Consider the following 16,613-nt stretch of genomic DNA (forward strand, 5'->3'; position numbering starts at 1 on the left):
ACAAAACACCCATTAATCAATCACAATTTGATGCATAGCCTGATCAATCTCTTGCTCTATATCAGACGTACGCCACTCTCGTTGATACCCTAAACAAGGGCAAATATACGTCACGCCATTTTCTTCAAATGTATTTCTAAAATGAACATGGCCCATAATACTGTACTTGATATCATAACTTGTATAAATACTATTAAAATCTGATGTACCTATAAATGCATTAAAATAATCGAATATCCTATGTGGCATAGGGACAGCAAATTTAGGATGTGTAACAATATGGGTCATTAATATAATTTTTTTGTGTTTTACTTTTTCAATATCTTTAATTGTTTGTTTAGCAGCTATAGCTGATAATTTTCTATCTTCCATTGGCCAATCTATTTTCACTTTATCTTGCCAAGTAGCACCATAATACTTTCTTCGTGCAAGCCGTTCCAATGAAAATTTAGAATTGGCATACGTATAATCATACCAACCTGTATTACCAACAATGGCCCATTCATCATTGACAACATAGGGTTGATCAATTAAACAATTATCCATTTTAATATAAGTATCTAAAATTTCAGATGATGTAATCCCAGTTTCTGCTGACCAAAAATCATGATTCCCCGGGATAAATAACACTTTTATTTGCGCGTTTATTTCAATATTTTCTATAAATTGTTTCGTTCGTTGATAATGATTTGACACATCTCCGGCAATCAATAGTAATTCAATTTGTCGTTTTTGTATGATACGAACTAAAGCTGCTTGATAGTCTTTCGGTGTTAATTGATTATGTCTATCTACATGTAAATCAGAAATGACCCCTATTTGCATAATTATCACATTCCTTATTTATTGTAACAATTTCATTATGACATAACTCCAGTTTATTCATTAAATATTTCGTTTTTCTCTCAATCTTAACAATTTGCATTTTATATAAAATATATTTCTTTTTCTAAAAACACCCTTAAAGCTACTTTGGAAACGATTAAAAATTACATACAATTGTGTTAAAGTTAAGTTTATTACATTGCAGATTGGAAGGTATTTTTTATGAATAGAAAATGTACAGCCTTAATGGGTCTGTCTTTATGTTTAACTGCTTGTGGTTATTCAAATCAAGAAGAGAACCATCGTTTATTATATTTTTGTTAGATCTCTTGATACACTTTTGCATGGGCTAGGTCATTTGTTTGTTAATAACTATGGTATAGTCATCATTGCTATTGTTCTGATTATCCGACTATTTTTAATGCCCTTTATGTTAATCCAAGTTAAAAATATGCATCTGATGAGAGAAAAAACAAAAATAGTTCAACCACAGGTAGATGTTATCAAACAACATTTAAATGAGGCACAAACACAAGAAGACAAACGCGAAGCTAACAAAAAACTTATCACTACTTACAAGCAATATGGTATCAATCCATTGAAAGGCCTCATTGGTTGCTTACCTATTTTAACCCAATTCCCAATATTATTTGGTCTTATTATTACACTAAAGTTCCCTAGTAATGGTGGTATTGACCGTTTTCCATATTTTTTATGGTTCGATTTAACGAAACCTAATTTATGGATGTCATTCATCGCAGCACTTATTTATTTTGTTCAACCTCTCGTGAATACAATACATTATCCTAAAGACCAAAGAAAAACTCACTATATATTAATGGTGCTCTCTCCCATTTTCATTACGTACATTTCATTACATTCTGCTGCTGCACTAGGTTTGTATTGGTCATTTAGCGGGTTGTTTTTAATTTTACAATGCACTTTGCGCATACATATTATAGTAGATTAGTCAAAAAAGAAGCGGTTCAATTACAACAACAAATGCATAAAACAAGGCTTAAAATAACTTAGTAAGTATAGCAATATGTTCCCGTTATATATTTTTTAATGAATATCATTTTGTATTTAAAAAATTTCTTTTATAAACTTTTGATGCTATAATAAATTCAATTTGGTAGACAAAGGGGGAGTTTTGTATGGAATTTACTATAAGACCCTTAACAGAAACAGATAAGCGTGGTAAAGCAATTGTTCACTATGAAAGTTGGCTAGAAACCTACAATCACCTTTCCAAAAATAATTACTTAGAAAATCTTGATAAAGAACAATTTATTAAACAGTCTTTTTTACACAATGTGCCAACCTTAGTTGCGATTGTCGACAATGAAGTCGTAGGGTTTATATCTTACGGTAAAACACAGTCCTCTTCTTCTTCGGATGACTGGAGTGAAATATTTGCGCTGTATTTACTAGAAGAGTATCAACGTCATATGATTGGCTATGCGCTTACACAACGCGCGTTAGAGTTGTCTTATCCTGATAATGTAACACTATGGGTAGTCGAAGAGAATGAAAATGCTATTCATTTTTATGAGCAAATTGGATTTAAGGTAACTGATGATAAGAAACCGACTTACTTTGGAAAAACTTATAACGAAATTCGTATGGACTATATAAGAACAGAACATGATCATTAAACTATTTTAAAAAACAAAACATAAAAAAATACAAGCGCTAGTGCGCTTGTATTTTTCTGTCTCACGCCTTTTCCTTTTTCTAAATCATGTCTTAACTTCTATTAAATTAATTTTGGATATATTTTTCTCTCAAATAAGAACTTGTAAATAACATTAAATTAAATCGTTATCTAGATGGATTTTACTGCTATTCTATTACATTAACTGATTAGAAAGTATACTTAATGCGTTTCTCCTAGAGCGACTTTGATATCTTCATCTGATTCAATAATGGATTCAAGCGCAGCTTTCAATCCTTTTGCGATAGTTTGAATGGACATAGAAGGTTGTTCTGGTTTGTCTGTAACTTGTTCTGGAATAAAAGGGACATGAATAAAACCAAATTTAATATTTGGAAACTGAGTTGCTTGTAAAAACCCCAATTGATATAAAATATGATTACATACAAACGTACCTGCTGTATTAGATAATCTTGCTGGTACACCCGCTGTTTTAATTGCCTCTGTCATACGTTTTACTGGTAAATTAGAAAAATATGCAGCGTCACCTGATGATTGTATCATCTCATCTATAGGCTGATTGCCTTCATTATCAGGTATACGTGCATCATCTATATTGATACCTATGCGTTCTGGTGTTAATTCAAATCGACCACCAGCTTGCCCTATAGCTAAGACAATATCAAAATGGGTTGCTTTAAGTTTATTTTCTATGGTTACTTTACTTTTGTTAAAAACTGTCGGGATTTCTAATTTTTCTATCGTATGACCTTGTATCTCGTATGGTAATAAGTTAACCGCTTCTAATGCTGGATTGATTGTATCTCCTCCAAAAGGGTCAAAACCTGTTACTAAAATTTTCATCATTTGAAATCTCCTTTCATTGTTTAAATATTCATCAAATTACTTAAAAAGCCCAAATGTACATCAATCCTATATGAATCAAAATCAATATAAACGCCACAGGCGCCTGGGCTTTAATAACACCAAATTCTTGTTTCATTTCTAATAGTGCGACTGGCAATGTATTAAAATTAGCAGCCATCGGTGTTAATAACGTTCCACAAAATCCACCTGTCATTGCTAGTGCACCTGCAATAACTGGATCCCCACCTTGCGCAATAACAAAAGGAACACCAATACTTGCTGTGATAACTGTAAAAGCAGCAAATGCATTCCCCATCAACATTGTAAAAAGTACCATACCAATCACATAGGCCGCAGCACCTATTAAATGATTTCCCTCGGGCAAAAATGAGGATATCCCTTTGGAAATGACATCACCAACGCCGCTAACGGTAAATAGCACACCTAACGCTGCCAAAAATTGTGGCAATATCCCTACTGTACCAATTTGCTGTGTTAGTCTATCACTATCATACAATACATACTTTCCATTTGGTTTTATGACTATATAAGCAGCAATGAGTCCTAATATAGAAGACACTCCTAGTCCGATAGCTCCGCCTAATGGTGTCCAGTTTGAAACAATAACCGCAGCGACTGCCAGCACTATAGCTGGTATAAATAATTTATTTCCATATTTTTTCGAACCTTTATCTCCTTGTGTATCATTTACATCTACAATGTTTTTAATAACGACTTGTTTACATAGCGTTAATGCCCCCATAACTAAAATAAATATGCCATTAACAACATTGGGTATATATGGACCGCCAATAAATAAGATGGCTAATAAAATCCAAAATAATGCTGTACCATATTTCTTTTTATTTGAGGTGGCTTTTAGTACACGATAAGCGGTATAAAGTAATTGTAAGCCAATCAATATGTAAAAAATTTCTAAAATCTGATTTAATGTTTGATCACTCATGTGGTTTCACCTGCTTGTTGCCATACTTTTTATCTAAATATTTATCAAACCTTACATTATTAATCCATACAATCATAAAAACGATAACAGCAATGGGTAATGATGCTAGAACAAGGTCTATAGCATTTACTTTTATATTTAATGATTGAAATGTTCCCACCATTAAGAGTACGCCAGCCGCACCAACAAACAAATTTTGTCCAAAGAAATTACCATAATTTTCCATAGCAGAAGTTTGAGCTTTAATTTTTTCAATATCTTCTGGTTCTACTTCATTTTCTTGCAAATTATAACGTGTTCTTAAAGCCCCTTGCACCATTGGGTTAATTAGTGGACGAACAAATTGCGGATGCCCACCAATACGTATTGAAGCGACACCTGCAATCTCTCTTATCAATAAGTATATTGTCATTAAACGACCACTCGTCACCTTATTTACTTTGCATATCATATTCGAAGCTTGCTTCTTTAAGCCAAATCGCTCAATTAAACCGACCATAGGTAGTGTTAAGATAAAAAGTGTTACTAAACGATTATCAACAAATGCTTTACCTAATGTTTCAAGAATTGCGTGTATATCCAATCCAGATACAATTCCTGTTACCACCGCGGCTATTAAAATAACAGCGATTGTATCAATTTTAAATAAAAATCCTAATACGATAATTAAAATACCTAACAATTTTAGCCATTCCATTTTCTGTCCTCCTTTTTTCTTTATATTAAAGGTTTCATTTTTTCAATACAATGAATTTTCTGATAATATTCAGTTGAAAATTTTTAATCTTTAACAAATAATATAAAAAATAGACGAAATAGAACCTCTATTGATTAAAAGGTTTCCTTATTCCGTCTATACGTCCATACATGGATGACTATAAAAATAAGTCTCATGAGTTAGTTTCATGCATTAGTTATTCATTAGATACGGCGCTTTAAAAGTAGTGCTTTTTAAGCTAGGCGTCAATTCATTTTTGTTTCGGTCAACTATCGTTAATCTCATATTCATTCGGAATGGTTCACAGATGTACATTTATTTAAGTGTTTGGAAACGCATTACAACCATTTTAGTTCTGATTCACCAACGTGACGTGATGGTAGTAAAGTTTCAACAATTAATATAATTGTACAAAGCCACGCAATCACGTTAAGTATCACAGCGATGCTATTGATTTGAATTATATCAAATAAAATATTCACCACGATAGTTATACCAATAAGCAAAATAGCAGTACTTCTTTTTCTACCGGCGTCGTAAAATCGCCGTAACGTGACTGCAAACATAGGCACAATCATCGCTAATACAAAAACGCCTACGATAGCGGATATGATTGCTGCAACCGTAAACACCCCTGTAACAAAGCAAATAATGCCTATGATAGCTACAATAAATACCAAAATGATATGAATCAATACTGGTGTCCAGAACTCTAATCTATTTGATTTACCTTGAAAATCTATATATTTTTTCCAAAAATCTTTATAGGCTTCTACCATATTTGACACTCCATTTTCCGTTTAAAATTAACCCTAAAAACCAATATTTAAATTTATACTTCATAATATATCGTAATAGCTTATCCACTAACAAGTAGAATTATACTTAAACAGTAAATATGATAATCTTTATGATTCAATATATGATTTAATAACAGTTTCTAATATAACTGGTAATTCTACAAATGCACTTTGTTTATGCAAACGTTCACTTAATTGATGCGCATCTTTACCGATGGGACCCAGCATTAATGTAGGTGCGCTAATCATTTTGATGGCTTCAAAAGGAATTGAATACGTTTGATTAAAATTGGGCGCATTCTGAGCATATAATGTCATATCATCCATATCAGTTTCAAACTTCAAATAACTGGCGTCACTTATACCATTAAAATAATGTACACGTTCACTATTACGTTGGAATTGATTTTTCAGTGTGTTTTGGACTAAATGAATCGTTGATTCTATACCCTCGTCATACGAAGTATTAACCGCAGGGTAGTATGGTGAAGCAAAAAATGTTACAACAGCAGGCGCAATATTTTTACATAATTGCATCAATTTATCTACGACATTAACGCTTTGTAAATGTAACTCACTTGTTTCTTTGATTGTCTGGTTTATAACTTGATTTATATGATCCACACCATATCGTTTGATTGCATACTGCTTAAGTTGCTCATAAGTCAGAACGTTTATTTTCGTATCAAATTGATAATTTTCTTCTTCTAATATAGAAAGCCATTCTGATTCACAACGTTCTACAGCCGTAATCACAGTATTAATAAAAGCGCTATAGATATCTTTCGGAGTCTTTTTGAATAAAAATATATTAAATAATCCCATGGTTTTAAAAGGTGTTTGAACATCATATGTATCTTTGAGGTCTCTCGTCATCAATGTAACAGGCAAAGGCGTTGATTCATTTTCAAAGCACTCTTTTAATTGGGTATTATATTCCAGTGCTTGCGTAATGTAACTCATCATAAAGCTAGAACTCAATCCTTCAAGTGGTTGGCCTACGTGTGTTTCTTTACCATAACAAAGCACACCAGGCATTATTTTTCCAATTGACCCTGAATATATGTAATGTTGGTCATCAATAGATGCTTGTTGAAACGTAGGCTCACTGTTTAAATGTAATTGAATATCCAAATGATATTCAGTTTTTAATGCCGCGAGTTTTTCTACTGCTTTTCTCATACCGGAAGAGTTTACTTCCTCATCTGGCACTGTTACTAATATAAGGTTAATATCCCACGCTTCCACTGAAGCTAACTCAATTAATGACAGGTGCAACATCAAACCTGCTTTCATATCCATTGTTCCGCGTCCAAATAAATAATCTCCACTGATTAAATCATTTACAGCATCTTCATCTAGATAGCCTTTATTTTGTTGAAAATAATAAGCTAATTTATCAAGGTCACAAGCGATATCCTTTGAAAAACCAAATTCGGATACCCCTACTGTATCATAATGACTTACTAGAACGATTGTTTTACCTGTCCGTGTACCATGATAAAAAGCGATGAGTGCTTCTTTATCATCTTCAGTCAACACTTTTTGTATATGGTCAGAGTTTTTTTGAAAATAATTAAGTTGTGACAATAATTGGTGCACTAAACTAGGAAAAGTTTTTTCACCTTGGGTATTCGTAACCGTTGGATGTTTTACAAGCCGTTTTAATAAAGCGAGTCGCTCTTTTTCATTTTGCCATAGTGTATTTTTCAAATTTACCCCTCCTATGTAAACGTTCACTAAATTATAATATGTATCTTAGATGATAACCAATATTTTCATTAAAATATACAATTAACTTAGTTTTACCGCACAAAATTATATTACTACTTCCTTAAATCAATAATATGCATTTAAAAATGCACCCTCAAAGTCAAATTGTCCATCCAACTTTTGGGGTGCATCATCTTTTCTGCTCAATTTACGAGCTAGCTTATTATATTTAATTATTAAATTGGCGTTTCGGTACTAGCAACCACACAGCAATAAACGCAATAATTGCAAGTGTAGCATTAAACCATAAACCATACATGGCGCCCACATGAATATTTTGCTTCGCTGTCATCATACTAAATATGGTACCTGAAATAGCTACACCAAATGAATTACCTAGCGATGACGCCATCTTATAAACGCCGGACGCTACACCAACTTTGTCTTCTGGTGCTGTGGTGACAGCTGTATCTGTTGAAGGTGTTGCGTACATCCCTAAACCGATACCGTATATTAAATAACCCAGCACACAACTAACAACATAAACTGTTGTCGGTAAAAATGTTAATGAAATTAAGATAATACCTATAGCGTTCAGCCCTGCCCCTATAAGCATCGGTTTTTTGGGACCGATTGCTTGTAGAACTTTTTCACCAACGCGAATCATAACTAAAACTGCTACTAAATAAGTGATTGTCATTACACCTGATTGAAAAGATGTGAAATGCAAACCTGATTGAAAATACGTATTTGCAACAATTAATGTACCTGCTACAGCGTTCAATAAAAAGTTAGAGACTGTAGCACCACTATACGCTTTATGTTTAAACAACTTGAAATCGATTAATGGGTTTTTAATTTTACTTTCAAATAATATAAATACAATAATTGAAATGATGAATATCACAATTAACATCAAAATAAACGGTGAAAAGAAACCATAATTTGAAGATTGTGTAATAATTAGATTGACACTCAGCATTGCAACTATCAGTATAATTAATCCTACGATGTCAAATTTGGCACGTTTGGATAGCTCAGTTTGAACTGCTTTCGTTTCCGGCGCATGTTTCATTAAATACATAGATAATAATGCTACGATTATAGATATTATAAATATAGAACGCCAGCCTACAAATGTAGCCATAATACCACCAAAGAATGAGCAGATACCTGTACCGCCCCATGAACCTATAGACCAGTAACTTAACGCACGTTGGCGCCTTCTACCAATATAATATTCATTGATAATTGCCAATGTTGAAGGCATAATACAAGCTGCTGATAATCCTTGTATGGCTCTCCCAATAACGAGTAATGGAATGAATCCAGGTATAATAATAAGTAAAGAACCTAATATACTTAAAAATAAACCTATGTAAGTCATTTTAACTCTGCCATACCTATCAGCAAGTCCACCTGTACCAACGACAAATAGACCACATAATAATGCTGTTAAACTTACAGCTACATTAATTGTTCCATAGTTCGTATCAAAAGATGATTGCAGTGCGGGAACAATATTAACGAGTGATTGAGCAAACAACCAAAATGTGATCACACTTAAAAAAATACCTAGAAGAAGCCGATTATCTCCTTCAAACGGTCGTTCTGTTTCCATATATTTTTTGCCTCCTAATCCCCCATGAAACAAGCAGTAATTATTATCAGTGGCTTTGACTATCAAACCACAAAAACATTTTTCTCCCTTTTAAAATAATTACTATAATATAGATATGACTTTTTACTTATCAAAAAAACAAATGATTTTTCAAAAGTCAATATATCCAAAATAACACTAAGTGGTTAATATTGCTAAAAAACAGTGCATATAGTGTATAAATATACCTAGAAAGAAATTTAACATTTATATAAACTATCTTATTTATGAGTTACCGTGACCAAATATTTTATCTCATTAGCACAATACCTCTACTTTGATCATTCAATATATAAATCTGTATTATATGTTTACCATTATCAGAAAATTCAAATAATATACCTTTATATCCTTGTATTTCGATAATAATTATAGTACTGTGCATTTAATCAAAATATAGCATCCCGTATTAAATGACATTAGAGCTACATTAAAATAACCCATTTCACATAAAAGAAGACAATTTCCCAGTAATTTGGAAAATTGTCTTCTTTTTATTTTAGAATTAAAAAGATAACACTTTATGATTATGCTTCAACGAACCATTGAATCGCACGTTTAATCGCATAATCCCAATAAGCATAATCATGTGCGCCTGGTCCATCTTCAAATAAGTATGACACTTGTTTTTCGTCTAAATAATTAATAAATTTCTTATTATCTTCATATAATTCATCTTCTGTGCCACACATAATCAATAATTCTGGTATCGCTTTATGTTGTTGCATAGCTTGTTCAACTAAATAATATGGGTCTAGTTCATTGCCCTTTGCATTTTTAGATATGCCAGCGATTGCTTCTCCTGAGTAATCGTACCATTTATAATCCATAAATGCCTGAGCATCAAATACAGCAGATAATGGGCAAGCTTTTGCAAATCGATGGCCCTCAGCTAAAGCATATTTAATTGTTCCATAGCCACCCATAGAATGACCTGCAATAAAATTATCCTCTCTTTTATGAGATAATGGCAAGATTTGATGTACATAATCAAACACTTCTAATATATAATCATAATATTTATGGCCAAATACCATATTGCTATAACCGCTATGGTCTGCATTAGGCATAATAACTGCAAGTTGATGTTCATTCGCATAGCGTTCAATACTGGTGTAGCGCATATAGGACGTTTCATCACTTGATAAACCATGTAATAATAATAAAGTTTTTAAGGGTTTAGGCTGTGCTTCTTTGTTAAAATAACTTGCATCTTCTGGTAAAACCACCATAAAATGATGATGCATGCCTATTGTTTTTGAATTATAATTAATCGATAATATTGCCAACTGTTTCACGACCTTCTATTCATTAATCGTTTGTGGTTGTTGTTTACTTCTTTTCTCTGCTCTGTGTGCTGGGTCTAAGCGTTTTTCTAATAATCTTAAACCTACATCAATTAAAATAGCAATTAATGCGATAGGTATTGCACCAGCTAAGATAAATGTCGTACCATCTGTAGCGTTTGTACCGCGAATAACAATATCGCCTAAAGTTGGCGCACCGATAAATGATCCCACTGCTACAACGCCAATTGCTACTACAAGTGCAATTCTTAATCCACCTAAAATGACTGAAAGCGATAAAGGTAGTTCAATCATTCTCAACACTTGGTTTCGTGTCATCCCCATGCCTTTACCAGCATCTTTAATATTTACATCTACACCCATAATACCTGTATAGGTGTTTTTTATAATTGGTAATAAAGCATATAAGAAGACTGTGACTACAACTGTTGTCGTACCTAACCCCATAACTAACATAAGAATCGCTAACATCGCAATGACTGGAACTGTTTGGATAATATTCGCAATCGTAATAATCAAACCAGAGAACTTACTGTATCTTGCGATGACGATACCAATTGGGATACCGACAATGGATGCAAATAATACACCATATACAGACATTAATAAATGTTTTAAAAATAAATCCCAAAGGTAGCCATAGTTAACTGAATAATATTCTACTAATTGCTGTAATAAATTACCTTCCATTAGTTTTGACCACCTTTCTTATCGTCTTCAAAATAATTATGTGCTTTCAAGAATTTTTCTGCAACCACAGCAGGCTCTTGACCTTCACCGTCTGCTTGATAATTCAATTTTTGCATTTCATCTGTAGATACTTTCTTAGCTAATTTATCAATAATTGGCTTCAATTCTGGATGTTTGTCTAACAATTCATTTGTAGCTACCGCACTCGCATCATAGGGTGGGAAAAAGTGTCTATCATCTTTTAATACTTTTAAATCATAAGCTGCAATACGGCCATCTGTGGAATAACCCACTGCTACTTCTAAATTATTTGAATGCAACGCATCGTATACTAAACCAATTTGCATTGGTCTAATCGTGTCAAATTTAAATCCATATTCTTGAGTAAACCCTGGATAGCCATCACCTTTACGATTTAACCATGAACTGTCCACTCCAAGTCGAAGTTCTGGATGCTTTTTCAAATCTGATACAGTATCTAAATTATATTTTTCTGCAGTTTCTTTCGTTACCATAAATGAATATGTGTTTGCAAAACCATATGAATCAAAAAATGTTTGATCGAATTTCTTTTGGAAACCATCTTGTGTTACTTTCATTGCTTTTTTAGGGTCTTTAATCGGATCTTCGTTTAATGCGCCAGTCAAGTCTGTACCATTATATCTTGTACCTGACATGTTAGCGTCACCATTAACTAACGCATTGTGTTGAATCGTACTTGATCCTAAATTGTTGATTAGTGTCGGTTTAATCTTACCGTTTGTATCATGTTCTATTAACAGTCTCAACATATGAGACATAATTTGTGATTCACTTGTTGCTAGCGCTGTAATTTTGACATCATCTTCTGAGCTGTTGCCACCTAATCCAGGTAAACTACATCCAGATAAGACCGTCAGACACAACACAAGCACAATACAATATTGTTTCAATTTCTTCATAATGTCCTCCTCAAATTATCTGGATACTTTTAATCCTTTAGGTACAGCCCATCTTTCTACGATTGAAAGTAAGAAGTCTACGAATAAAGCTAATGCAGTAACTAATACCGCTGCACTTATAATCATTAATGGGTCATACAAGTTTAATCCGTTAAATACAAAATCACCTAAACCGCCCGCGCCTACGTAGCTGGCTAAAGTAGCCCAACTAATTACGTAGACAGAAGATAGTCGGATACCCCCTAAAATAAGCGGTAAGGCTAATGGTAATTCAATATCTTTCATTAATTGAAAGCGTGTCATACCCATGCTTGTGCCTGCTTCTTTAATATTGTCATCTATGTTTTGTACACCTAATACAGTGTTATTTAAAATTGGTAATAATACATATATAAATAATGCTACGATTGCAGGTAATTTACCAACACCAAATATCGGTATCATGACAGCTAATACCGCTAATGTTGGGATTGTTTGAAGCACCCCAGCAATTGTTAATACAATATTAGATGTTCTTTTCATTTTAGATAGTAAAATCCCTATTGGTACCGCGATTACAATAGCAATTAATAAAGCGATGATTGAGATATAGAAATGTTCAACTGTTTTAGATATCAGTTGCCCACCATATTGATCTATAAAGTCTTTCATTACTTATCAGCTCCTACATTGTCGGGCTCAACAATAGCATTTTTTTGTGCGCTGATATCTTCATCTAATTCGCCCCAAATACTATCGTAAACAATATCAACTAAGTTTGCTCTTGTAATTAATCCAATCAGTGTTTCTTCATCGCTATCTACAACTGGTACGTTTCTTACATTACGTTTTAAGATTGTGCGTACTGTATCTTGTAATTTACTATCTACTCTCACTCTATAAATATCACGTTGCATCATGTCTATAAGTTCTTTCCCACCACGTAGTCCTTGGTTTATATCTTCAATGTCTAAATAACCAAGCAGCCTACTATTGTTTCCAACTACGAATATTGTATCCACGCGACGTTCTCTCATAATTTTAACCGCTTCGTTTAATGAACTGTCTGCATGTACTGTTACTGGTCGGATCATTGCATCTTTAACAGTTCTCATATTAGGTCTATCTTGAATCAATCTATTTTGACCAATAAAGTCGCGGACGAAATCATTTGCAGGATGACGTAAAATATTATCTGGCGTATCGTATTGAACGACTTGCCCTTCAGACATAATACAAATCTTGTCTGCCAGTTTAATCGCTTCATCCATATCATGTGTAACAAAAATAAATGTTTTACCTAATTTTTGTTGCAATTGTTTCACTAAGTCTTGCAACGTGTCTCTCGTGATTGGATCTAATGCGCCAAACGGTTCATCCATTAAAATGACATCTTGTTCAGCAGCTAATGCACGAACAACACCAATACGTTGTTGCTGCCCGCCAGAAAGTTGAGAAGGATATCTATCTAAATATTCTTCAGGTAAATCGACAAGTTTAATTAACTCTTTCGCTTTTTTCTCTTTCTTTTCTTCAGACCATTTTAATAACTTAGGGACTAATACAATATTTTCTTTAATGGTCATATGAGGCATTAATCCAATTTGTTGAATTACATAACCAATTTTCCTACGTAGTTCAACAGCATTCATTTTACGAACATTTTTGCCGTTGATTGCAATTTCTCCTTCTGTAGCTTCAATCATTCTATTTATCATTCTTAAAGCAGTTGTTTTACCGCTTCCACTTGTACCTATAAATGCGATAAATTCACCAGATTCAATTTCTAATGAAATATTATCGACAGCTTTTTTTGTGCCGCCATAGACTTTAGATAAGTTTTTTATACTTAACATGTGTTAATTCCTTTCTATACTTATATTCTCAATTAAAAGTTTCTTATAAATATAGGGCTACCTGTGGATGTTATACAAATCCGAAAATAAGTAAAAACATGTAGCACAACTAGCCCTACTTTATTCATGTGTCGGTCAAAAAGATTAATTTCGACTTATTTTATCCATACTATATATTAAGATAACTCAATAAATGAAAATAAACAATTTATAACTGTAAATTTTGTTTATTAAAATATTGAAGTAAATTTACATTCAATAGCTCAAAATTAATTCTAAAATTTTATTTTCGTTTTATGTCAATAAGGTGTCCTAATTCTTTTGGTTTTACTTGAATCCCACCCAACTGCGCATAATCATCTATAGCATTTTTAATTTTTCCTGGGAACGCTGATGGTCTACCAGTCGTTGTGTCCATCCCCATGAGCATCACTTCATACGTTGCACAGCGTGTGTTTTGAGAATCTACTAAATTCATAAATACGTGCAACCGTTTAGCATCATAATCATATAATGCCACTTTTACCGTAATCGGTTCATCTACTTTAATTTCTTTTAAATACATAACATGATTCTCTAAAGTAAAAATGGTGTACTGAAGTTTGTCAATGGCTTCCATATCTAAACCTAGCTCCGCAAGCCAAGCATCTGTAGCATCACTAAATACACGATTATATTCAGCATCATTCATATGCTGATTATGGTCTACCCAAATATCTTTAACAGTTGTTCGATATTGAAATTGAGTCATATTAACCTCCGTTTATTTTGTAACTTTTTTCATTGAGGCAGTATCTCCCGGCCAATAAGCTTCCGCTAATTTTTTTACTTTAACTAAGAATTCATTACGTTTTTGATCTAATTCAGACATTGACTGACCTTGTGAAGCTATTTCACAGCCATTAACGACATCATCATATAGTGTTTGAGTTAATTCAGGCGCAATTAATTTTGTCCATGGTTTTTTCAATGCTGGTCCAAATTGTTTCAACATATGACGCATGCCACCTTCGCCGCCTGCAAGATGGAACGTCATAAATGGCCCATATTGTGCGTAACGTAATCCTGCTGCATGTGTAAATGCTTTATCTACTTCTTCTGTTGTCGCTACGCCGTCATTAACAATATGTAATGCTTCTCTCCATAATGCTTCCATTAACCTATCAGCGATATGACCTTCAATTTCATGTCTCACATGTAATACATCCATGCCAATACTTTCATATATTTCTTCAGCTTTAACCGTTGTAGCTTCATTCGTTTGTTTGCCAGGGACAACTTCTACCAATGGCAAAATATACACTGGGTGGAACGGGTGCGCCACCACTAAACGTTCAGGGTGTTTTAAATTTTGTTGTAATTCTGAAGGCATAATTCCAGAAGTACTCGATCCAATCATTGCATCTGGCTTAGCGTAAGCATCAATTTCAGTTAATACTTGATCTTTAATTGATTCGATTTCTGGAACATTTTCTTGAATATGATCAGCATCTTTTACAGCTTCTTCTAAATTTGCTGTGAATGAAAGCTTATCTAAAGATGCACCTTCTGCTAAACCTAATTGTTCAGCATATGGCCAATTTTGTTTTACTTGCTTTAACATTCTTTCATAAGCACCTTCACTCGGATCAGTTGCTACCACTTCATGACCGTGGGCTAAAATACGCGTAATCCAACCACTACCTATAACACCTGTACCTACCACTGCAAATTTCATTATTTGCCTCCTTTTGGATCTCTAAGTTGATATTTCACGCGCGCTTCAGCTGGCGTCATCGGTTCTATATCTAAATCTTTTAATATTTCAACCGCACGTTCAACAAGTTGCTCGTTAGAAGCTTTGACACCTTTAGATAAATATAAATTATCTTCTAATCCAACGCGCACATTGCCTCCACGTTTTGCTGCTTCTTCTACAGTTGGCAATTGCATTCTTCCAATTCCAAACGCTGACCAATGTGCATTGTCAGGAATACGTGTTTTAAAATATTCAATTGTTTCCGCGTCATTTTCAGCGCCCCACGGTATGCCTAAACAGAATTGGAACATTGGTTCACCTTCAATAAGGCCTTCATTAACTAATTGTTTAGCAAACGAAATATGTCCACTATCAAAACATTCTAATTCAGGTTTTACGCCTGCATCTTTTACAAGTTGTGCTTGTTTTCTTAACCAATCTGCTGGGCTTAAATACACAGCATCTCCCATGTTCACGCTTCCACAATCAAGCGTGCACATTTCTGGTAATAAGGCACCAATTGCTTCGTGTCTCTCAGCAGGTGTTTGCATATCTGAGCCTTTAGCCGCTGTATACGGATCTTCAAGGTTAGGGATAAAGTCTCCGCCACCACCTGAAGTAATATTGATAATAATATCTTCATCAGCTTCTCTAATTAATCTGACTGCTTCTTTAAAAAATTCAACATCATGGCTTATACCCCCTGTTTCTGGGTCTCTTGCATGAATGTGTGCTACAGTAGCTCCTGCTCTTGCACATTTAATTGCTGAATCTGCAATTTCTTGAGGCGTTACAGGAACACTTTTATTTTTATCTACAGTATCTCCAGCACCTGTTAAAGCTGCTGTTAGCATAACTTTTTTCATATATAAACCTCCAACAGAGTTTTTATCAC

At 33.6% G+C, this 16,613-nt stretch carries 16 protein-coding genes and 1 pseudogene; 2 read left to right on the top strand and 15 right to left on the bottom strand.

The genetic code is table 11. The features are described 5' to 3' along the window. Nucleotides 1–12: 12 nt before the first annotated feature. Nucleotides 13–825 carry a metallophosphoesterase gene (locus KA900_RS08920; RefSeq protein ID WP_096808499.1) on the bottom strand — a complete coding sequence of 271 codons (813 nt, stop codon included), beginning with the start codon at nucleotides 823–825 and terminating at the stop codon, nucleotides 13–15. Nucleotides 826–1,047: 222 nt separating this feature from the next. Here KA900_RS08920 and yidC point away from each other — a divergent pair. After that, a pseudogene (gene yidC / locus KA900_RS08925) lies at nucleotides 1,048–1,857 on the top strand (membrane protein insertase YidC). A gap of 125 nt (nucleotides 1,858–1,982) precedes the next feature. After that, a complete protein-coding gene (locus tag KA900_RS08930) occupies nucleotides 1,983–2,483 on the top strand; it encodes a GNAT family N-acetyltransferase (RefSeq protein ID WP_096808498.1) in 501 nt (166 codons plus the stop codon). 221 nt (nucleotides 2,484–2,704) lie between these two features. On the opposite strand, the gene pcp is transcribed toward KA900_RS08930, so the two are convergent. From pcp to KA900_RS09000, 14 genes are all read right to left on the bottom strand, one after another. Next, nucleotides 2,705–3,346 (bottom strand): pyroglutamyl-peptidase I, encoded by a 642-nt coding sequence (gene pcp, locus KA900_RS08935; RefSeq protein WP_115341962.1) that lies wholly within the window; start codon nucleotides 3,344–3,346, stop codon nucleotides 2,705–2,707. Between the two features lie 43 nt (nucleotides 3,347–3,389). Beyond that, nucleotides 3,390–4,316 (bottom strand): DUF979 domain-containing protein, encoded by a 927-nt coding sequence (locus KA900_RS08940; protein ID WP_115341961.1) that lies wholly within the window; start codon nucleotides 4,314–4,316, stop codon nucleotides 3,390–3,392. Beyond that, nucleotides 4,309–5,013 carry a DUF969 domain-containing protein gene (locus KA900_RS08945; protein ID WP_115341960.1) on the bottom strand — a complete coding sequence of 235 codons (705 nt, stop codon included), beginning with the start codon at nucleotides 5,011–5,013 and terminating at the stop codon, nucleotides 4,309–4,311. The genes KA900_RS08940 and KA900_RS08945 overlap by 8 nt, the downstream gene beginning before the upstream one ends. 359 nt (nucleotides 5,014–5,372) lie before the next feature. After that, nucleotides 5,373–5,813: a DUF805 domain-containing protein gene (locus KA900_RS08950; RefSeq protein WP_096808494.1), complete on the bottom strand. Its 441-nt coding sequence runs from the start codon at nucleotides 5,811–5,813 to the stop codon at nucleotides 5,373–5,375. A 129-nt stretch (nucleotides 5,814–5,942) separates the two neighbouring features. Continuing rightward, nucleotides 5,943–7,547: a M20/M25/M40 family metallo-hydrolase gene (locus KA900_RS08955; protein WP_210139461.1), complete on the bottom strand. Its 1,605-nt coding sequence runs from the start codon at nucleotides 7,545–7,547 to the stop codon at nucleotides 5,943–5,945. 229 nt (nucleotides 7,548–7,776) lie between these two features. Then, nucleotides 7,777–9,168, bottom strand: coding sequence for an MFS transporter (locus tag KA900_RS08960; protein WP_103372829.1), 1,392 nt, complete (start codon nucleotides 9,166–9,168; stop codon nucleotides 7,777–7,779). Between the two features lie 566 nt (nucleotides 9,169–9,734). Continuing rightward, nucleotides 9,735–10,496 carry an alpha/beta hydrolase gene (locus KA900_RS08965; protein ID WP_103372830.1) on the bottom strand — a complete coding sequence of 254 codons (762 nt, stop codon included), beginning with the start codon at nucleotides 10,494–10,496 and terminating at the stop codon, nucleotides 9,735–9,737. A 15-nt stretch (nucleotides 10,497–10,511) separates the two neighbouring features. After that, entirely contained in the window at nucleotides 10,512–11,204 is a 693-nt protein-coding gene (locus KA900_RS08970; RefSeq protein WP_096808490.1) for an ABC transporter permease, read from the bottom strand. Next, nucleotides 11,204–12,145, bottom strand: coding sequence for an osmoprotectant ABC transporter substrate-binding protein (locus KA900_RS08975; protein ID WP_096808489.1), 942 nt, complete (start codon nucleotides 12,143–12,145; stop codon nucleotides 11,204–11,206). The genes KA900_RS08970 and KA900_RS08975 overlap by 1 nt, the downstream gene beginning before the upstream one ends. Before the next feature lie 15 nt (nucleotides 12,146–12,160). After that, on the bottom strand, nucleotides 12,161–12,796 hold the full coding sequence (locus KA900_RS08980; RefSeq protein ID WP_096823757.1) for an ABC transporter permease: 636 nt from the start codon (nucleotides 12,794–12,796) through the stop codon (nucleotides 12,161–12,163). After that, entirely contained in the window at nucleotides 12,796–13,980 is a 1,185-nt protein-coding gene (locus KA900_RS08985) for a betaine/proline/choline family ABC transporter ATP-binding protein (protein WP_103372831.1), read from the bottom strand. Before KA900_RS08985 ends, KA900_RS08980 begins: the two co-directional genes overlap by 1 nt. A gap of 283 nt (nucleotides 13,981–14,263) precedes the next feature. After that, complete coding sequence (locus tag KA900_RS08990) at nucleotides 14,264–14,731, bottom strand: thioesterase family protein (protein ID WP_115341958.1); 468 nt, start codon at nucleotides 14,729–14,731, stop codon at nucleotides 14,264–14,266. 12 nt (nucleotides 14,732–14,743) lie between these two features. Further along, nucleotides 14,744–15,697, bottom strand: coding sequence for a 3-hydroxyacyl-CoA dehydrogenase NAD-binding domain-containing protein (locus KA900_RS08995; protein ID WP_096808485.1), 954 nt, complete (start codon nucleotides 15,695–15,697; stop codon nucleotides 14,744–14,746). Beyond that, nucleotides 15,697–16,584 carry a beta-keto acid cleavage family enzyme gene (locus tag KA900_RS09000; protein WP_096808484.1) on the bottom strand — a complete coding sequence of 296 codons (888 nt, stop codon included), beginning with the start codon at nucleotides 16,582–16,584 and terminating at the stop codon, nucleotides 15,697–15,699. Before KA900_RS09000 ends, KA900_RS08995 begins: the two co-directional genes overlap by 1 nt. Nucleotides 16,585–16,613: the final 29 nt, after the last annotated feature.

It is taken from the genome of Staphylococcus sp. GDY8P120P (genome assembly GCF_017892065.1).
GTDB classification, from domain to species: domain Bacteria; phylum Bacillota; class Bacilli; order Staphylococcales; family Staphylococcaceae; genus Staphylococcus; species Staphylococcus nepalensis.